The following is a 19890-nucleotide window of genomic DNA, read 5'->3' as shown; positions in this document are numbered from 1 at the left end:
ACATGATAAAAAAAACAGCGGCTGCTGCTGTGATGGCGACGGCCTGTGGCTGCGCATGGGGCAGCACTTACACTTCTTCTCCGCCGGTTTCTCCGGCCTCCTGCGCCATACTGTCAGAGGTGGTGATTAAGCAGCGTGAATTAATTGAGCCCTCTTATCTGGCGGATGAATTTGAAAAAAGCATTACCGGACACTGTCTGACATCAGAACAGATGGCAGAAGCGGTAATGACACTGGAGTCGGTGGTGCATCAGGCCGGTTTTATCACAGCACAAATCAGTGTGCCACCGCAGAATGTCAGCGACGGTACCCTGACACTTCACTATCAGCCCGGTTATCTGAGCGGCTATCGCGATAAAGAGAGCGGAGATACGCATTTCGGGCTGAACCTGATTTTCCCGCAGCGGGCAGACGGACAGCTGAATATCCGTGATACTGAACTGGGAATGTCCCATCTGAATCAATTGCCCAGTCTGGGGGCTCAGGCTGCCGTTGAACCTGATCCGCAGAACCCCGGCAACAGCATCATCACCATTACCCGGCAGAAAAAACGCAGCATCAGCGGCTCACTTGAAATCAGCAACTACGGTAGCCCGTCAACCGGCAGCAGGCAGATAACTAACCGGCTCAGTCTTGAAAATCCGTTACAGCTGTATGACCGCCTGTTTATTTATACCCTGCGGGATATGGACCGCGACCATTCCGCCGGGGTGAAATTTATTTATGGCCAGTACCGGATCCCTTTCCGGTACTGGGAATTTACCGCAGGCGGCAGTTACAGTGAGCAGAAGCAGCAATACCCGGTATACCGGGGATCACTGGACTATTTTACCCGCAGCAAAACGCTGGATCTGAGCTTCGGCCGTAAGCTCCTTCTGACTCCGGCACATGATCTCACCCTCAGCAGCGGCATTTCTGCGGTAACCCGGCATGTCACACTCGGACATGCGCCGCTGATATTGCCTGAGCGCCGGTCTGTTTACTGGAATACCGGACTGAATCACCGCTGGTATCTGCCGGATTTCACCTTGCAGTATCAGGTGCAGTATAAGCATTCACTGAACCGCTTTGGTGCGCTGCCGGTAACAGAAAAAAAGCTGAAACCGACCCGGCAGCTGATGGCAGAAACAACACTGACAGTACCGTTCCGCCTTGCCGGTCAGCCGTTTTATTATGAAGGCGTTATGCGCGGCTTTATTAATGCAGATAAAGCAGATGAGATGGATTATGAATCCCTGAGTGGCCGTTATTCGGTACGCGGCTATCCGTTTTCCCACAGCATGAGCGCCGCGCGGGCTTTTATCAGCCGTAATGAGGTGGTCTGGCAGCAGGTATTGCCGGGACATAATCTGTATCTGGCAGCAGATGCCGGGCTGCCGGGGGCAAAAATTTCCGGAGGTGCGCGATCTCATCGTCTGGCGGGTACGGAGATCGGGATGAAGGGGTTTTATAAATCACTGAGCTATCAGGTCTTTGCCGGTCTGCCGCTGAAAGAAGCGGAACGTGTACGGGCCTTTTCACCGGCGGGAGGATTTTCTGTCAGTGTCAGTTACTGAGGACCGGTTTGATTTCAGTACGTGATAGTACCGCTGTATATCAGGCAGGGTGCGGATTACAGCGGCAGTTGTGGCAAAATGTGCAACGGAAAACACTGTGACAGTGATATCAGACAAAATAATCGCGCAGTAATTAAGCATTCAGTCACAAAATCCGGATAATTTTTATCAGCTGTTTATTCTGTGAACGTTTTATCCGGCAGCTGAATAAATGCTCAGTTGTGCACCCGTTCAAACATTTTAGCTGTTTTTGTTATCAAAACGTTTGATTTGTGTGTTTTATGTGTAGTCATCGTCCATAGTCAATAGTATTGACTGCCTCTGTGACAGTTGATTTAGTGAAGTGTCAAAAAATAATAAACAAACTGAAATTTGTGGTCCGGCACTGCCGGACGACAGAGCAAACACGACATTCAACGACAGGCGGAGATAATGATGATGAGAAGCGCCAAACGTAAGACAGGATTTGCGAAGCTGGGTATTACACTGGTTGCTCTGGCGGTATCCGCCAGTGTTAATGCGGCGGGAACGCTGGTTTTTTGTTCTGAGGGATCACCGGAAGGGTTTAACCCGCAGCTGTTCACTTCGGGAACCACTTATGATGCCAGCTCCGTGCCGCTGTATAACCGGCTGGTGGAGTTTAAAGCCGGTACCACAGAGCTGGAGCCGGGCCTGGCGGAATCCTGGGATGTGAGCGAAGACGGAAAAACCTATACGTTCCATCTGCGCAAAGGGGTGAAATTCCACAGCAGCAAGGATTTCAAACCAACCCGTGATTTCAATGCGGATGATGTGGTCTTTACCTTCGACCGCCAGAAAAACCCGGATAACCCGTATCACAAGGTCTCCGGCGGTAGTTATGAATATTTCAGCGGCATGGATATGGATAAAATCATCGATAAAGTTGAGAAGGTCGATGACAACACTGTCCGTTTTCAGCTGAGCCGCTCTGAAGCGCCGTTCCTGGCAAACCTCGGGATGGACTTCGCCTCCATTCTTTCCGCTGAATATGCCGATCAGATGCTGAAAGCCGGTACACCGGAGAAAGTCGACCTGAACCCGATCGGCACCGGGCCGTTTGTGTTGCAGCAGTACCAGAAAGATTCCCGTATCCTGTATAAAGCCAATGACGATTACTGGAACGGCAAACCGAAAATTGACCGCCTGGTCTTCTCCATCACCCCGGATGCCTCTGTCCGTTACGCCAAACTGCAGAAAAACGAGTGTCAGGTAATGCCGTACCCGAACCCGGCAGACCTGGAGCGTATGCGTGAAGATAAAAACATTGTCCTGAAAGAGCAGCCGGGCCTGAACGTCGGCTATCTCTCCTATAACGTCACGAAAAAACCGCTGGATAACGTCAAAGTACGTCAGGCACTGAATATGGCAGTTAATAAAGATGCCATCATTGACGCGGTGTATCAGGGCGCAGGCCAGAAAGCGAAAAACCTGATCCCGCCGACCATGTGGGGCTACAACAACAGCATTGAAGACTATCCGTATGATCCGGAAAAAGCCAAAGCGCTGCTGAAAGAAGCAGGTATGGAAAACGGCTTTGAAATCGACCTGTGGGCGATGCCGGTTCAGCGTCCGTATAACCCGAACGCCCGCCGTATGGCTGAGATGATCCAGGCAGACTGGGCGAAAGTCGGCGTGAAAGCCAAGATTGTGACCTATGAGTGGGGCGAGTACCTCAAGCGCGCAAAAGCGGGCGAGCCTCAGACTGTCATGATGGGCTGGACCGGTGACAACGGGGATCCGGATAACTTCTTCGCCACACTTTTCAGCTGTGCGGCTAAAGAGCAGGGTTCTAACTACTCGAAATGGTGTGATCAGTCCTTTGAAAACATCATTCAGCCGGCACGTACCACGGCTGATCCGAAAGAGCGCGCCAAGCTGTATGAGCAGGCTCAGGTAGTGATGAAAGAGCAGGCGCCTGCACTGATCGTTGCACACTCCACAGTGTTTGAGCCGGTGCGCAAAGAAGTGAAAGGCTATGTGGTGGATCCGCTGGGTAAACACCACTTTGACAATGTGTCTATCGAAAAATAAGTAAACCGGAAATGAGTGTTACCGGTCTGCCGCCTCCTCCGGGGGGCGGCAACCCTGTATCGAACCGCATTGCACGGACGACGCAGAACACATAACTAAAACAATATTATTCATCGTGTGAGTATAAAGGGAAAGTCCTCCCTTTCGTCCGGTCTTATGACCAGAGCGCTGTCAGCGGCCATTACAAGAGAAACAGGGATATGCTGCAATTTATCCTCCGACGGGTCGGGATGGTAATACCGACATTTATCGGTATCACGTTACTGACGTTTATATTTGTTCATCTGATTCCGGGAGACCCGGTCACTATCATGGCGGGTGAGCGGGGAATTTCCCCTGAACGCCACGCTCAACTGATGGCGGCCCTGGGGCTGGATCAGCCCTACTGGAAACAGTACCTTCATTATATCAACGGTGTCCTGCACGGTGACCTCGGCCTCTCTCTGAAGAGCCGTCAGCCGGTGTGGGAAGAGTTTGTTCCCCGCTTTAAAGCCACGCTGGAACTCGCTGCCTGTGCCATGATTTTCGCCATTTCTGTCGGGATCCCGGTCGGGGTACTGGCGGCCGTCAAACGCGGGTCAATCTTTGATCACACTGCTATAGGGGTCTCCCTGACCGGCTATTCCATGCCGATTTTCTGGTGGGGCATCATGCTGATCATGCTGGTGTCGGTGAATCTCGATCTGACACCGGTGTCGGGGCGCTTATCGGACAGTGTGTTCCTCGACGACAGTCAGCCGCTGACCGGATTTATGCTGATTGATACCCTGATCTGGGGTGAGGACGGCGATTTTCATGATGCGGTGATGCATCTTATTCTGCCGTCCATTGTGCTCGGTACCATCCCGCTGGCGGTGATTGTCCGTATGACCCGTTCGGCAATGCTGGAAGTGCTGGGTGAGGATTATATCCGTACCGCCCGCGCCAAGGGGCTGAGCCGCATCCGCGTGATTGTGGTGCATGCACTGCGCAACGCGCTGCTGCCGGTGGTGACCGTTATCGGCTTACAGGTCGGCGTGATGCTGGCCGGGGCGATTCTGACCGAAACGATTTTTTCCTGGCCCGGTATCGGCCGCTGGCTGATTGATGCCCTTCAGCGCCGCGACTATCCGGTTGTGCAGGGCGGCGTTCTGCTGATCGCCATTCTGATTATCCTGGTTAACCTGTGCGTGGATTTACTCTACGGCGTCGTTAACCCGCGGATCCGTCATAAAAAATAACAGGAGCGCACAATGTCTGAGACGACAAATACTACCGTGACCCGCGCGCCTGAGCCGCTTTCCCCGCTGCGCGAATTCTGGCACTACTTCCGGCGCAACAAAGGCGCGCTGATCGGCCTGATCTATATTCTGCTGATGCTGCTGATCGCCGTTTTTGCCCCGCTGCTCGCCCCGCATCTGCCGGATGAGCAGTTCCGTGATCATTTATTACAACCGCCGGTCTGGCAGGAAGGCGGCTCATGGCAGTTTATTCTCGGTACTGATGATATCGGCCGCGATATTCTGTCGCGCCTGATGTACGGCGCACGGCTTTCACTGCTGGTCGGTTGTCTGGTGGTAGCGCTGTCGCTGCTGCTGGGGGTGGTGATTGGCCTCGCTGCCGGGTATTTCGGCGGCTGGGTTGATGCCCTGATCATGCGTATCGTCGATATCATGCTGGCACTGCCGAGCCTGCTGCTGGCACTGGTGCTGGTGGCGATTTTCGGTCCGTCGATTGTTAATGCCTCGCTGGCGCTGACTTTCGTGGCACTGCCGCACTATATCCGTCTGACCCGCGCGGCGGTGCTGACGGAAGTGAGCCGCGACTATGTGACCGCTTCTGCGGTGGCGGGCGCAGGCCCGGTGCGCCAGATGTTTGTCAATATTCTGCCGAACTGCCTGGCGCCGCTGATTGTGCAGGCATCTCTGGGTTTCTCCAACGCTATTCTGGACATGGCCGCATTAGGTTTCCTCGGGATGGGCGCACAGCCGCCGACACCGGAGTGGGGAACCATGCTGTCCGATGTTTTACAGTTTACGCAGAGCGCATGGTGGGTGGTGACCTTCCCGGGCCTGGCGATTTTACTGACAGTACTGGCGTTTAACCTGATGGGCGACGGATTGCGTGATGCCCTTGATCCTAAGCTTAAGCAGTAGAGGTGCAGACATGGCGTTATTAACAGTTGATAAATTATCTGTTCACTTCGGTGAAAAAGAGATGCCATTCCGCGCCGTTGACCGGATCAGCTATCAGGTTGAGGAAGGTGAAGTGCTCGGGATTGTCGGGGAATCCGGCTCCGGTAAATCCGTCAGTTCACTGGCGATTATGGGGCTGATTGATTTCCCGGGCCGGGTGATGGCGGATAACCTTGAGTTTGACGGCCGCCATCTGCTGACCATCTCAGAAAAAGAGCGGCGCGAGCTGGTGGGCGCGGATGTGGCAATGATTTTCCAGGATCCGATGACCAGCCTGAATCCCTGCTATACCGTGGGATATCAGATCATGGAAGCCCTGAAAGTTCACCAGGGCGGCAACCGGAAAACCCGGTTACAGCGGACTATCGACCTGCTGACGCTGGTCGGTATCCCGGATCCGAAATCGCGGCTGGATGTCTATCCGCACCAGTTATCCGGCGGGATGAGCCAGCGTGTGATGATTGCGATGGCGATTGCCTGCCGTCCGAAGCTGCTGATTGCCGATGAGCCGACAACAGCACTGGATGTGACTATTCAGGCACAGATCATTGAACTGCTGCTGGAGTTACAGCAGCAGGAAAACATGGCACTGGTGCTGATCACCCATGACCTCGCGCTGGTGGCGGAAGCCGCTCACCACATTATTGTGATGTATGCGGGGCAGGTGGCGGAGTCCGGCAAGGCGTCGGATATCTTCCGCGCGCCGCGCCATCCGTATACTCAGGCACTGTTACGGGCACTGCCGGAATTCGCCGGTAACAAGAGCCGTCTGGCATCACTGCCGGGGGTTGTGCCCGGTAAATATGACCGGCCTGAGGGCTGTCTGCTGAACCCGCGCTGCCCGTACGCCACGGATTTATGCCGCAGCACGGAACCGGAACTGCGTACTGTCGGGGCGCGTCAGGTGAAATGTCATACCCCGCTGGATGATGAAGGGAGACCGGGCCATGAGTGAAACCACACAGCCGCTGTTACATGTCAGTGATCTGAAAAAATATTATCCGGTGAAGAAAGGCTTTTTCTCGCCGGAGCGGATGGTGAAAGCCCTCGACGGCGTATCGTTTGATCTGAATCGCGGGAAAACCCTGGCGGTGGTCGGGGAGTCCGGCTGCGGGAAATCGACACTCGGCCGTCTGCTGACCATGATTGAAAAACCGACCGGCGGGGAGCTGTTCTACCAGGGGCAGGATCTGCTGGTGGCAGATAAACATGCGGAGAAACTGCGGCGGCAGAAAATCCAGATTGTGTTCCAGAACCCGTACGGCTCGCTTAATCCGCGTAAAAAAGTCGGGCAGATTCTGGAAGAGCCGCTGGTTATCAATACCTCTCTCAGCGCGGCAGAGCGCAAAGAGAAAGTGCTGGCGATGATGGCGAAAGTCGGCCTGAAAACTGAGCATTACAGCCGTTATCCGCATATGTTTTCCGGCGGTCAGCGCCAGCGTATTGCCATTGCCCGGGGGCTGATGCTGGATCCGGATGTGGTGATTGCCGATGAACCGGTATCCGCGCTGGATGTATCCGTCCGCGCTCAGGTGCTGAACCTGATGATGGATCTTCAGGATGAGCTGGGTCTGTCGTATGTGTTTATTTCTCATGACTTATCTGTGGTGGAACATATCGCGGATGATGTGATGGTGATGTATCTGGGACGTTGTGTGGAAAAAGGTACCAAAGCGCAGATTTTTGAGAATCCGCGCCATCCTTACACACAGGCTCTGCTCTCCGCGACACCGAGGCTGAATCCGGCACAGCGCCGTGAGCGGATAAAACTGACCGGCGAGCTGCCGAGCCCGCTGAATCCGCCGCCGGGATGCGCCTTTGCCGCCCGCTGCCGTCATGCATTTGGCACCTGTACTCAGTTCCGTCCGGAGCTTAAATCCTACGGCGGACAGCTGATTGCCTGTTTCGCGGTGGACAGGGAAGAAGAGGCAAAAATTTCCGCATAACATTCTGTTTTACAGTAAATTACAGAAAAACATGTTTTAACTGAAGACAAACAGCGATAATGGAGGGCTCCGTTATCGCTTTTTGCTGTCTGGCGGGTGAGATTAGATCAGCACAAAGCACAATGATGACGTATAATCACTGCGTATGGCGAAAGATGTGATAACTGAATTGTAACGAAAGGCGTGGAATATGCGTGTAAAAGTCAGAAAGTCACTGACTATCAAACAGATGTCAGTTGTCGCTGCGGTGACTTTGGTGACGATCGCACTTTTTATGACGCTTCTGTTATCACATCTGATACAACAGCGGAAAGATGATTACATCAATCAGCTTTATAATTCGTCAGTACAGGTCAGGAAACCGCTGGCAGATGCCTTGTTAGGGTCGGACTTAAACGCAATAAAATCGACGCTGATAACATTGCGGGCCAGCGGGATTTTAGGACGCGCGATTGTGATGACGCCGGAAAATGTTCAGGTGATAAGCCTGGATTTTGCCACACACCGTCCTATTCCCGGCACAGCAAAAATGATTTTCGGGATCCCGGTTGAGATTAAGGTTCCGCTTTACGCCTACGGCGTGGCACATACCGGCAAACCCCCGCAGGGTTATCTTATTCTTCAGGTGGATGATAACCGCATATACCGCTTCGCGATGAATGTCGTGGCACTGATGGTGACCAGTTATCTGTTACTGGCGCTGGTGCTGGTGATCGCGATAAGCTGGTGTATTAACCGCCTGATCGTGCGGCCGCTGCGTAATATGGCCCGTGAGCTGAACAGTGATGAGCCTGCAGAGCAGCTCAGTTGTTCAGCATATCATGAGGATGATGAACTTGGTTTGCTGGCGAAGGGGTACCGGAACCAGCTGAACAAACATAAAACGGAGTCATCATAAAACTTCCCGGACGGTTTGCTGTCTAAACCCAGACGAATCAAAAGGGCGTCCCGGAAGCCGGTCAGTTTTTGCCTGTACGTATCGTCTGACATAACAGTATTTCCGGCATCAGTGGTAAACCTCAGAAGAAGGCATACCAGGGATTCATATTAAAAGAGGTTAGCATGCAACGCTCTTATTTACGTGTTTTACTCGGTGGCGTCCTGATTGCCGTCACATCTCAGTTACACGCAGAAGCATTACAGCCGGACCCGGCATGGCAGCAGGGTAAACTGGCAAACGGATTCAGCTGGCAGCTGCTTCAGACGCCGCAGCGCCCGAATGACCGCATACAGATGCGCCTTTCTGTTCAGACCGGCTCCATGATGGAAAAACCGGCTGAAAAAGGGTTCGCTTACCTCATCCCGAAAGTGGTGATGTTTAACAGCCAGAGCCTGAACACACAGCAGTTATCGAACCTGCTGCGTAACGGCATAAGCCCGGATATGCCGCTGCCGCCGGCGATTGTTTCCTATGATTTCACACTCTATAACCTGAGCCTGCCGAATAATAATCCGGAGGTGCTGAAAGCGGCACTGAGCTGGATGGCGGATGTCTCAGGTCATGGAATTTTTAATCAGGAAACCGTTGCTGCCGCCCTGGCCGCGCCGGATTCTCCGGTCGCCACTTATCCGCCGAATATCAATGATCCTATCTGGCGTGCCCGGTTAAAAGGCACTACTCTCCAGGGGTTTGACCCGGTGCCGCCGCCTGCAGGCAAAATTGATGTTGAGGCACTGAACAGTTTCTATCAGCGCTGGTACACACCGGATATGGCGACGCTCTATGTTGCCGGACCGGTTGATAAACGCGCGCTGGAAGACGGTATCAGCAAAGCATTCGGCTCCCTGGAAGGTAAACGTCAGACTCCGGTCAGTGTCGCCACACTGCCGCCGATGAAACCACGCTCAGTCCATGCTGTGAATGAAAATCAGAAAGACGATATGCTGGCGCTGGTCTGGGATCTGAACTGGTCTTCCGTTAAAGATTCAGATGCACTCAACCGCTACTGGTTAAACGATCTCGCCCGTGAAGCCCTTTTTGGTGCATTACAGCAGGGCATCGGCAAGAAAAATGAAAAATTCATGGCAATGAATATGGATTGCCGGATGCAGTATCAGCGTGCCAGCTGCATGCTCAGCCTGCGTGCGCCGAATGAAAAAATGCCGGTGATTGTCTCTGAGCTGGCCGGTGAACTGGCTGTGCTGAAAGAAAAAGGGATTTCCGCTGAGAATTTTGATGCGCTGATTGCCCTGAAACAGGCTCAGCTTCAGCAGCTATTTGCTATTTATGCCCGGACTACCACGGATATTCTGATCAACCAGCGTCTGATGTCCCAGCAGAGTAATATCATTGATATTCCGCCGGAGCAGTATCAGCGTCTGCGTCAGGCGTTCCTGAACAACCTGACACCGGATGTGCTGAACGCAGAAATTCATGCAATTTTAGAGCAGGATACCGCATTCTTCTTTATTCAGCCGAAAGGTGAGACAGAAATGAATGTGGATCAGCTGCGTGCTCAGTTCGATAAGATAATGCATCCGGAGAAAGCGGTTGCTGCGGCAGAGAAACAGGCTGCGGCGGATGCGGAATCCGCTGAGAAAGCGGCAGCCGAAAAAGCAGCGGCAGAAAAAGCCGCCGCAGAGCAGGCCAAAGCCCCGGCGGTAACCCCGGAAGCGGCAGCGCCGTCACAGGAAGCGAAACCGGCAGAACCAAAAGCACTGGCTCCGGCTAAAAAAGGCGGGCAAAACGGCAATGCCGAGCCACCGGCGGCAGATAACAACACCGACGGTGTCAGTGCCTGATTTCGGGTAATGGTATGAAATAAAAAGGGTATCTTTCAGATACCCTTTTTTAATGGCTATTCATCGTCCTGACACAAGCTGCTTTCCAGCAGATTCATCAGCCACGGCCGGGTGTCCCTGTTATTCACAAAGCCCGCCGCCGCGATTTTTTTCTGCGGGTGATAGTAAGCTGCGGTTCCCCAGAATCCCAAATGATACCAGAGTGTCTGGCCGTCCCGCTCTGTCACCATCACCCCGCAGCGGTAATCTTCCGCACCGTCATGGCTGCCCGGTTTCAGCATGGTTTCAAGGGTGTCCGGCTTGTCAAAAATACGGCCCTCAAACAGATTTGCCATAAACACCGCCAGGGCGTTTACCGACATAATCAACCCGCCGCCGCCCCAGAGATCCATGGTCGGACTGATGGTCTCCCCGTCAATATTGCCGAGATACTGATGTGCCCGGGGCGGAAGACCCGCCGGCGCAGGCTCTTCCAGTTCCCAGTAAGCGGATTCCATGCCCGGTGCATCAAAGCGCAGCAACTGCCGGACCGCCTGTGCCAGCGGCAGTTGTGTGATCCGCTCAATAATATCGCCCAGCAGCAGATACCCGGTATCGGAATAGAGGAAACAGAGGCCCGGTTTCATCAGCGGATAGCCCCGGCTGACATACAGGCGGATCTGCTCATCCCGTGTCCAGAGATGGCCGGGATCCGCGAGCACATCACGGATATACTTCTCATCGGCATGATCATACAGCCCGCTGCTGTGACTGAGCAGATGCTGCACCGTGATGGCATTCAGATCATAACCCGCCTCTGTCAGCCAGCGGACATACTGCGGGGAGAGCAGCGGCGCGACCGGTGAACTGAGACTGAGCTTCTGCTGTTCATACAGGCGCAGCACTGCCGCCGCGGTAAACGTTTTGGTATTACTGGCGATCCGCACCGGGGTATCCGGGGTGACCGGCGTGCTGTCGTTTTTGCTCAGTCCGCCGTGTGCCGCACCGTCCGGTAATTCACACCCTTCGCCGGTGAAACAGAATGCCGTGGCAAAACCGTCCGGCTGAACATCCTGCAGCAGGGCTGATAAATTCCGCGCCGGCATGATTATTTCTTCGCGTCAGCGCGCAGTTTCGTCACACTCTGTCCGCCGACACCCCAGTTGTCTGTTTCCACCTCATCAATAATCACAAAGGTTGAAGCCGGGTTTTTTCCCAGTACATCAACAAGTAATTGTGTGGCACCTTCAATCAGTTTTTGCTTTTGTTCTGCGGTCGCACCTTCTTTGGTGATGCGGATATTGATGAATGGCATAGAGGCTCCTGATAGATGTGGTTGTCTGCAACTGTCTGAATATCAGCCGGTAACGGTTCAGTATCCATTACACTGACTGATATTCATACCATATTGCAGCCAAAATCTCAGGCGGTTTTATTTTTTTGGATGTCAGTCGCAATCCAGGCGGCTGAAAAGAGGATCAGGCGCGCGAAGAAATAGAAAAAGGCCATCAGGCCGATAACCGAACCAAACGCAGCACCGGACGGGGAGGCCGCCATGTTCGGCAGCAGCCAGGTCATAATGGTTTTCAGGATCTCAAAACCGATCGCGGCCAGCAGTGTGCCTTTCAGCAGGGAGCGGCGGCTCAGCTTCATGCGCGGCAGGATCCAGAGAATCCAGGTAAACAGCAGATAGTTGGCGAGGATGGAGATGGTCAGGCCGATAGTTGTCCAGGCAGGACGCAGCCATTCGACAGCATCCAGGCCGAGAAACGCGACTATCCGGGCTTGTGCGGCCCCGGCAATCGAGGTCAGCGAGAGAGTAACCACCAGCGCCACCAGCAGACCGATCAGCGCCAGGAAATCCCGCAGATAGCGCAGGAACATGTTCTCTTTGACTTCGATATCCGGCTCCCACTGGTCGTGGTACTGCGCCCGGATAGCCATCCGCAGATTACCCACCCAGTTCACCCCCGAATAGAGTGCCAGTGCCAGACCGGTTAACCCGACGGTCGCACGCTGGCGGATTGCGGTATCAATACTGCGCTCAATAGTGGCGGCGAGTGTCGGGTCGCTGATACTGTTGGCGACACCGCGGATAAGTCTGGTCAGCAGTTCCGGATTAAAGGCCAGCACATAACCGGCGGCGGCAAAAGAGACCATCAGGATCGGGATCATGGATAAAAACGAGAAATAGGTAATCGCTGCACCGAACGGGCTGCCCATTCTGTCATTAAAGCGGGTGGCGGTGCGGATCAGATGGGCAATAAACGGAATATTGCGGATATAATTTCCGGCTTTCACACTCCATTTCAGGGCTTTTTTCCCCTGTTTTAACCCTTCATCAAAATTCTTCCGCAGGGGTTTTAATGATGATGTGCTGTTGTCATCTTCCGGTGTGTCGTTTTCCCGGGTCATGTATCCTCGCTTGTTCGGAAATTGATTCCGTTTAAGTTTACTACAGGACTCACCGGATGAACAATTCAGGTTCCGGTATAACGGGCTTCAGAATTTCCCGGTTGATTAACCGGGATAATAATATGTAATCAGCCGCGCTTATTTCTTCTCAGAATAATTAAAATAAATACCAATTTATAAGATGTTCACAATATGAATAATAAATGTGTCTTTCCCGGAAATAACCGGGGAATTTACCGTTGTTTGCTGATACCGGTTATTCTGCTGCTTATTACCGGGTGTGTTTATAAACCGGAAGGGCCTTATTTTGAAGTCCGCTTTCAGCTGACTAATTATTTCGGGCAGTTAAGAGCAACAGCGTTTTAATACTGTTTGCCGGTTTCTGTTGTCAGAAAACCGGCAGCGGTATGATTACTTTAATAATGAATCCAGTTCCGCCTGTGCTTCTTTTAATTCCGCTTCGGCTTCGGCCAGTTTGCGTTCGCGTTTGGCAATCTTACTGATATCGCCTTTATCGATGGCTTTCTGTAAATCGGCTTTGCGCTCTGCCACTTCTTTTGTCCGGTCACTGACTTCATCGCGGGCATCATCACGCAGGCTGTTTGGTGTGCAGTAAGTATTCACATTCTGCAAAGCCCGCTCCAGCCCCTGCACCCGGTGTGTATTGCCGTGAGCTTTGGCGTAGCTGAGCTGCTCCTGAATTTTGCTTTTTTTGATGTCACAGCCATTCTGCGCACTCAGCGCGGAGGTGCTTACCAGTAATGCCCCCAGAGCCAGTGCAGCAGTTGTAAAACGTGTCATGTTTACCTCGTTATTTATACTAGTCGTCATTTTATGACTATCAATAATGACAATGGTTCATTATCACGCCGCACAGATGAGGAAAGGGCATTGGTTCTTTCCTGCCGAAATCAGGTTATACTGAGCACTTCAATCTGTACTGATATTCTTGTTCCGGGTGGTGCACACCCGACCATCTGAGGCCCTTGTATGCTTAGTTACCGCCACAGCTTTCACGCCGGCAACCATGCGGATGTGTTAAAACACACCGTCCAGAGTCTGATCATTGAGTCATTAAAAGAGAAAGACAAACCCTTTTTGTATCTGGATACGCACGCCGGTGCCGGGCGTTATCAGCTCAGTGGTGAGCATGCGGAGCGTACCGGGGAGTACCTGGAAGGGATCGCCCGTATCTGGGCGCAGGAATCGGTGCCGGAAGAACTGAAAACGTATCTTGAAGCTGTCAGTGCACTGAATCCGCGTGGTGACCTGCGTTTTTATCCGGGTTCGCCGCTGATCGCCGCACATTTGCTGCGTGATCACGACAAATTAAATATCAGCGAACTGCATCCGTCTGATTTCCCGCTGCTGCGCAATGAATTTAGCCGCGATAACCGCGCCCGTGTGGTGCGGGAAGATGGTTATCAGCAGCTGAAATCACAGTTACCGCCGTTGTCCCGGCGCGGATTTGTGCTGATTGACCCGCCGTATGAACTGAAAAGTGATTATCAGGCCGTGGTGAAAGGGATTCAGGAAGGTCACCGCCGTTTTGCGACCGGGACTTATGCGGTCTGGTATCCGGTGGTGCTGCGCCAGCAGATCAAACGGATGGTAAAAGATTTCCAGGCAACCGGGATCCGCAAGATTCTGCAAATCGAGCTGGCGGTGCGCCCTGACAGTGATCAGCGCGGTATGACCGCATCCGGCATGATTGTGATTAACCCGCCGTGGAAGCTGGAATCGCAGATGAAATCTGTGCTGCCGTGGCTGCATAACGTGCTGGTACCGGAAGGTACAGGGCATACACTGGTTGAATGGATCACACCGGAATAATTCGTTTCCGCTGCGGGCATGACGGCAGCGGGTGTTTATGTATTGACTGATAAATGGAACGAGCCAACTATGAGCAAACATTACGATTATATTGCAATCGGCGGCGGCAGTGCCGGTATTGCGTCTGTAAACCGGGCAGCAATGTACGGGCAGAAATGTGCCCTGATTGAAGCAAAAGCGCTCGGCGGCACGTGTGTTAACGTCGGTTGTGTCCCGAAAAAAGTGATGTGGTACGGTGCGCAGATTGCGGAAGCTATCCGCCAGTACGGCCCGGATTACGGGTTCGATACCACCATCAATCATTTCAGCTGGGACAAACTGCTGGAAAGCCGTTCTGCGTATATTGATCGTATTCACCAGTCTTATGAGCGCGTTCTCGGCAATAACAAAGTGGATGTGATCACCGGTTTTGCCCGTTTTAAAGATGCGCACACGGTAGAAGTGAACGGTGAAACGTACACCGCGGATCATATCCTGATCGCCACCGGCGGCCGTCCGGTTCCGCCGTCCATCCCGGGCGCGGAATACGGGATTGATTCTGATGGTTTCTTCGCACTGAAAGCTCTGCCGTCACGTGTGGCGGTGGTCGGTGCCGGGTATATCGCCGTGGAACTGGCCGGGGTGCTGAATGCACTGGGCAGCGAAACACATCTGTTCGTCCGCAAACATGCACCGCTGCGTAATTTTGATCCGCTGATTACGGAAACGCTGGTCGAGGTGATGAACACCGAAGGGCCGTCACTGCACACCAACTCTGTACCGAAAGCAGTTGTGAAAAATGCCGACGGCAGTCTGACCCTGCAACTGGAAAACGGCCACGAGCAGACTGTAGATTGCCTGATCTGGGCTATCGGCCGTGAACCGGCAACAGACAACATCAATCTGGATGTGACTGGCGTGAAACTTAACGACCGTGGTTATATTCAGGTGGATAAATACCAGAACACGTCGGTTCCGGGCGTGTATGCGGTGGGGGATAACACCGGCGCTGTCGAACTGACGCCGGTTGCGGTTGCCGCAGGCCGCCGTCTCTCTGAGCGCCTGTTTAACAACAAGCCGGACGAGCACCTGGATTACACCAATATCCCGACTGTTGTCTTCAGCCACCCGGCTATCGGCACCGTGGGTTTGACAGAACCACAGGCGATTGAGCAGTACGGCGCGGATAATGTGAAATGCTACAAATCCTCTTTCACCGCCATGTATACCGCTGTCACCAGCCACCGCCAGCCATGCAAAATGAAGCTGGTGTGTGCGGGTAAAGACGAAAAAATCGTTGGTATCCACGGCATCGGCTACGGTATGGACGAAATCCTGCAGGGCTTTGCGGTTGCACTGAAAATGGGCGCCACCAAGAAAGATTTCGATAATACCGTGGCAATCCACCCGACAGCAGCGGAAGAGTTTGTGACAATGCGCTGATGGTCTGAGGATGTAATAAATGAAACCGGCTGTATGCATGTCATATAGCCGGTTTTTTTATTTATGTGCTATCGTTGGTATTCAGTCATAACATGCAGATTTTGTACCGCTAAGCTGAAGGGATTGGTAATAAACCGGATAATATAATCACCGAATGAAAGTTATAGAGTGATACTACAGGGATTAATTTCGGAGCTGAAAGTGAATGGATTTAAATTGAGTAAACTGATTATTTTTCCGCTGTTTATTTTTTTTCTTTTCGTTACAGTCATATTTTTATTCCTCCCGGGAAACAGAGAATATACAAAATTAAATATAGTTTACTATTATTTATATACGTTTGATGAGATAAATAAAATATCCAATGATATCAGGTGAATATGAGATAAATTATGAGCCTGTGGACGGAAATTCAGCTGAGTTTAATGATATTGTTTTCTTTAATGTCGATACAAAGAGAAACCATGAACTCTTTGACTATGTCAAACGGTCAGGTTTCTCAAAGAAGTTTGATCAGTACCGGAAGAGAGAACGATGGGTTAAGGATAATACAAAAATTGATATTATCATCAATGAAGCGGAGCAAACCACATCGTTTCTGGTAGAAAAAAATTAGATATTTCACCTGAACTTCTTCGACATTCCCTCTGATGCCGGGCCGACCGGTTTCCAGCCGAGTTTTTCATAGAAACCGGGTTTATCCGCGACCATCGAGACATAAGAACCTTCGAGTGTGGCAGATACAAGATAGCCATCGATACAGTCCATAACCCAGCGGCCGAGCCCCGCGCCCTGATATGCCGGATCAACGGCGACATCAACCACCTCAAAATTACAGGCACCGTCACCGACCACTCGCCCCATGGCGATAAGTGTTCCGGCGTCACGGATGGTCACGATATATAAACTGTTGGGCAGCCCGATCTCAGCGGCTTTCAGTGATTTTGCCGACAATCCGGCTTTAATGCGCAGCGCGCAGTATTCCTGTGCGGAAGGCGCACGTTCTTCTGTAATCAGTGTCATGAGGTTGTTATCTGTAACAGCGGGAATTTTTTTGCAATGACCTTAAACCATTCGGCAAATTGCTGCGGATGGTCACGCATCTCTTGTTTCAGGTCAGTGAGTGATATCCAGCGCACGGCAGCGACCTCCTGCGGATTCAGGGAAAACGGGCCGTTATAGTGGCCGGTAAACAGGTGATCATATTCATGTTCAGTCAGGGACGGCGGAACATCCGCACGATAAATGATATGTCCGGCAGGCCGCAGAGGACAGGTGATCCCCAGCTCTTCCTGCAGACGGCGCTGTGTCGCCTGTTCCAGCGATTCACCACGGCGGGGATGACTACAGCAGCTGTTGGCCCACAATCCGCCGGAATGGTATTTGCTGAGCGCGCGCTGCTGGATCAGCAGTTCACCCGCATCATTAAACAGGAACACAGAAAACGCACGGTGCAGTAATCCGAGCTGATGAACGCGGAGTTTTTCGTCATACCCGAGGGTATTATCATGTTCATCGACCAGAATCAGTTCGTCACTCATTATATCTTTTATCCGGTAAAGCGGCTGAAAGATATACTGTAGCAAATATGCAGCGGAAAGTTTGCCGGAATAGTGGCATAAAAACGCCGGAATATATCTCCGGCGTTTTATTATTTATTTTCAGGGATTATTTATTGCGGGCAGCCAGGTAATCCTGAAGGGTGCCTTCCGGGAATTTCTTACAGAATTCAACAATTTTTGGTGCTTCTGCAACCCCTTTTTCTGACAGTGCCACAAAGTCACCGCCCGGGTATTGTGTGTCTTTGCTGATCACCCACAGGGCAACCGGCGCCCAGCTTTGCGGGTTCAGATTAACGAATTCTTTGCAGGTCATTTTATCGGGTACCTGAATATCAGCAGGTTCAGCGAGAGCCACTGAGGAAAATGCACTTGCAGCAACCAGACACGCGGTGACGAAATACTTTTTCATGATAAATAAACCTCGTTTTTTGTTTCAGGAAATACAACAAATACGTTTTCAGGATAGATCAAATAACGTCATATTCAATATTTCTCTATTTTTAAAGAGGAAATAATAATATTAAATGGTTTTTTCAGGATAAAAAGTATGAGCATGCAGATGAGACTCATATCGGGCCGGGTAACATGATTTTATGTCAGGCCCGATATGAGTGACGATTACGGATGGTGTTCCAGCCAACTGACAATAAAGTCACGGATGGCAGTGATATTGTTGATATCCAACTGCGGTACAGTAACATCCAGCCGTGGCTTATCTGACGCAAACGCAATAACAAATTCATCCAGCAGTGTCTGATACGGACGGTCAGTCACATCGCGGAACAGGGCGATTTTCGGTACGGATTCCCCCTTGAACCCTTCCACCAGGATAAGATCCAGTTCCCGTGTATCAAAGCGGGCGGCCAGCTGCATCAGATCAGGCTCCGCGCCACCCGGGGTTTCGGTCATCAGTGCAAACCGCTCCTGACTGACCACCAGAGTCTGATAAGCACCAGCTTTACGCAGCTCGTAGCTGTCTTTCCCCGGGGTGTCCACATCCATATCGTGATGCGTGTGTTTGACCAGGCCGATGCGCAGCCCGCTTTCCCGTAACTGCGGGATCAGCTTTTTCAGCAGTGTGGTTTTACCGGTGCCGCTGTAGGCAGTGACGGCCAGCAGTGGTGCCGGGTGCGGCAACCGGTGCTGTTTTTCCCATTCCCGGCACTCGGCAAGGGTATTGAGATTAATAAAATCACCGGGATTGGCATCAAATGTGACGGCTTTGGCGCCGATTTTATCCATAAACAGCAGAAGTTTGCGATCGCCGCCGGTGAGGTATTCTGTCAGCGGCGTGATCAGCGAGCGGTGACACAGCGCAAAGGCCGGATGCGCCCGCTGGTGATCACAGGCATAAGCGCACAGGGCATCACCTTTCTGCTGCCAGAGTTTTTCTGCCAGATCCGCCGGGAACTGCGGCACATCACAGGGTACGAACAGCACCCAGTCGTGCAGGGCATTTTCAAGACCGGCGAGCATCCCGGCAAGCGGGCCCGGAAAATCCGGTAATGTATCGGCGACCACCCGCAGGCCGGTGGCGTGATAATCCTGCGTATTGCGGTTGGCATTGATAAAAATATCGTCTGTCTGCGGGGCGAGCAGTTTTACACTGTGCTGATAAAGCGGGATCCCGCCCAGTAATACCAGACCTTTGTCCTGTCCCTGCATCCGGGTGGCCCGGCCGCCGGCAAGAATACAGCCGCTGAGTTGCATCATCATTTTCAGTTTCTCTGACAATCTCTGATAAATATTCTGAACTTATCTTAACAAGGATTCCGGTATAGTGAGCGCGAATATCAATGCAATGGTCGTTATAATCACGGATAATACGCCGCAGTTATTACAGCCTGCCAATATTTACGCATCCTGACAGTCCTGTTCTTTCCGGAGCGGCGGATAATTGGTAATGTGTTACGATCTTGCTTATAAGGAATTTATTATGAAATGTCATCGTCTTAATGAGGTTATCGAACTTCTGCACCCTGTCTGGCAGCAACATTCTGATCTGAACCTGATGCAGATGTTACAGAAACTGGCTGACGAAGCCGGGTTTGAGGGTGAATTATCTGACCTGACCGATGATATTCTTATTTATCACCTGAAAATGCGCGGCTCTGAGGCAACAGACGCCATTCCGGGTCTGAAAAAAGATTACGAAGAAGATTTTAAAACCGCCCTGTTACGTGCACGCGGCATCATCAAAGAGTAATGC

General features: G+C 52.1%; 19 protein-coding genes and 1 pseudogene. 11 read left to right on the top strand and 9 right to left on the bottom strand.

The window, feature by feature from the left end:
* Positions 1-2: 2 nt before the first annotated feature.
* The 8 genes from X965_RS18890 to X965_RS05855 all read left to right on the top strand — a co-directional run bounded on the left by X965_RS18890 (position 3) and on the right by X965_RS05855 (position 10470).
* Positions 3-1556: a ShlB/FhaC/HecB family hemolysin secretion/activation protein gene (locus tag X965_RS18890; RefSeq protein ID WP_004236550.1), complete on the top strand. Its 1554-nt coding sequence runs from the start codon at positions 3-5 to the stop codon at positions 1554-1556.
* 438 nt (positions 1557-1994) lie between these two features.
* Positions 1995-3608 carry a dipeptide ABC transporter periplasmic-binding protein DppA gene (dppA, locus tag X965_RS05885; RefSeq protein ID WP_036409105.1) on the top strand — a complete coding sequence of 538 codons (1614 nt, stop codon included), beginning with the start codon at positions 1995-1997 and terminating at the stop codon, positions 3606-3608.
* 200 nt (positions 3609-3808) lie between these two features.
* Entirely contained in the window at positions 3809-4828 is a 1020-nt protein-coding gene (gene dppB / locus X965_RS05880; protein ID WP_015422405.1) for a dipeptide ABC transporter permease DppB, read from the top strand.
* A 12-nt stretch (positions 4829-4840) separates the two neighbouring features.
* A complete protein-coding gene (gene dppC / locus X965_RS05875; RefSeq protein ID WP_004236547.1) occupies positions 4841-5743 on the top strand; it encodes a dipeptide ABC transporter permease DppC in 903 nt (300 codons plus the stop codon).
* A gap of 10 nt (positions 5744-5753) precedes the next feature.
* On the top strand, positions 5754-6737 hold the full coding sequence (dppD, locus tag X965_RS05870; protein ID WP_004236546.1) for a dipeptide ABC transporter ATP-binding protein: 984 nt from the start codon (positions 5754-5756) through the stop codon (positions 6735-6737).
* Entirely contained in the window at positions 6730-7728 is a 999-nt protein-coding gene (dppF, locus tag X965_RS05865; protein WP_004236544.1) for a dipeptide ABC transporter ATP-binding subunit DppF, read from the top strand. The genes dppD and dppF overlap by 8 nt, the downstream gene beginning before the upstream one ends.
* 190 nt (positions 7729-7918) lie before the next feature.
* Entirely contained in the window at positions 7919-8626 is a 708-nt protein-coding gene (locus X965_RS05860) for a HAMP domain-containing protein (RefSeq protein WP_004236543.1), read from the top strand.
* A gap of 164 nt (positions 8627-8790) precedes the next feature.
* Positions 8791-10470 (top strand): pitrilysin family protein, encoded by a 1680-nt coding sequence (locus X965_RS05855; protein WP_036417396.1) that lies wholly within the window; start codon positions 8791-8793, stop codon positions 10468-10470.
* A 56-nt stretch (positions 10471-10526) separates the two neighbouring features.
* Here X965_RS05855 and X965_RS05850 read toward each other — a convergent pair whose 3' ends face one another.
* The 4 genes from X965_RS05850 to X965_RS05835 form a co-directional block, all read right to left on the bottom strand.
* Positions 10527-11555 (bottom strand): serine hydrolase, encoded by a 1029-nt coding sequence (locus X965_RS05850; RefSeq protein WP_004236541.1) that lies wholly within the window; start codon positions 11553-11555, stop codon positions 10527-10529.
* A 2-nt stretch (positions 11556-11557) separates the two neighbouring features.
* On the bottom strand, positions 11558-11764 hold the full coding sequence (locus tag X965_RS05845; RefSeq protein ID WP_004236540.1) for a 2-hydroxymuconate tautomerase family protein: 207 nt from the start codon (positions 11762-11764) through the stop codon (positions 11558-11560).
* 107 nt (positions 11765-11871) lie between these two features.
* Positions 11872-12864 (bottom strand): inner membrane protein YhjD, encoded by a 993-nt coding sequence (gene yhjD / locus X965_RS05840; RefSeq protein ID WP_032098000.1) that lies wholly within the window; start codon positions 12862-12864, stop codon positions 11872-11874.
* 411 nt (positions 12865-13275) lie between these two features.
* Positions 13276-13665 carry a DUF1090 domain-containing protein gene (locus X965_RS05835; protein ID WP_004236536.1) on the bottom strand — a complete coding sequence of 130 codons (390 nt, stop codon included), beginning with the start codon at positions 13663-13665 and terminating at the stop codon, positions 13276-13278.
* A gap of 189 nt (positions 13666-13854) precedes the next feature.
* Here X965_RS05835 and X965_RS05830 point away from each other — a divergent pair, with 189 nt between their 5' ends.
* A complete protein-coding gene (locus X965_RS05830) occupies positions 13855-14697 on the top strand; it encodes a 23S rRNA (adenine(2030)-N(6))-methyltransferase RlmJ (RefSeq protein ID WP_036417394.1) in 843 nt (280 codons plus the stop codon).
* Positions 14698-14766: 69 nt separating this feature from the next.
* A complete protein-coding gene (gene gorA / locus X965_RS05825) occupies positions 14767-16119 on the top strand; it encodes a glutathione-disulfide reductase (RefSeq protein WP_004236534.1) in 1353 nt (450 codons plus the stop codon).
* Positions 16120-16740: 621 nt separating this feature from the next.
* Here the strand turns inward: gorA and X965_RS05815 are convergent.
* The 5 genes and pseudogenes from X965_RS05815 to mobA all read right to left on the bottom strand — a co-directional run.
* Positions 16741-17142, bottom strand: coding sequence for a GNAT family N-acetyltransferase (locus X965_RS05815; protein WP_036417392.1), 402 nt, complete (start codon positions 17140-17142; stop codon positions 16741-16743).
* Entirely contained in the window at positions 17139-17660 is a 522-nt protein-coding gene (gene idi, locus X965_RS05810) for an isopentenyl-diphosphate Delta-isomerase (protein WP_015422407.1), read from the bottom strand. Before idi ends, X965_RS05815 begins: the two co-directional genes overlap by 4 nt.
* Before the next feature lie 127 nt (positions 17661-17787).
* A complete protein-coding gene (locus X965_RS05805; RefSeq protein ID WP_004236529.1) occupies positions 17788-18090 on the bottom strand; it encodes an HdeA/HdeB family chaperone in 303 nt (100 codons plus the stop codon).
* Positions 18091-18299: 209 nt separating this feature from the next.
* On the bottom strand, positions 18300-18818 hold the full coding sequence (gene mobB / locus X965_RS19735) for a molybdopterin-guanine dinucleotide biosynthesis protein MobB (protein WP_225806429.1): 519 nt from the start codon (positions 18816-18818) through the stop codon (positions 18300-18302).
* 36 nt (positions 18819-18854) lie between these two features.
* Positions 18855-19391, bottom strand: a pseudogene (mobA, locus tag X965_RS19730) (molybdenum cofactor guanylyltransferase MobA); the annotation flags it as partial.
* Positions 19392-19617: 226 nt separating this feature from the next.
* Between mobA and X965_RS05795 the strand changes: the two are divergent.
* Positions 19618-19887, top strand: a complete 270-nt coding sequence (locus X965_RS05795) for a YihD family protein (protein ID WP_004240741.1) — start codon at positions 19618-19620, stop codon at positions 19885-19887.
* The last annotated feature ends 3 nt before the right edge of the window (positions 19888-19890 follow it).

Source organism: Morganella sp. EGD-HP17, assembly GCF_000512315.2.
Lineage (GTDB): Bacteria > Pseudomonadota > Gammaproteobacteria > Enterobacterales > Enterobacteriaceae > Morganella > Morganella morganii.
Note: the sequence above shows the minus strand (reverse complement) of the source record. Positions and strands in the feature narration are given on the sequence as shown.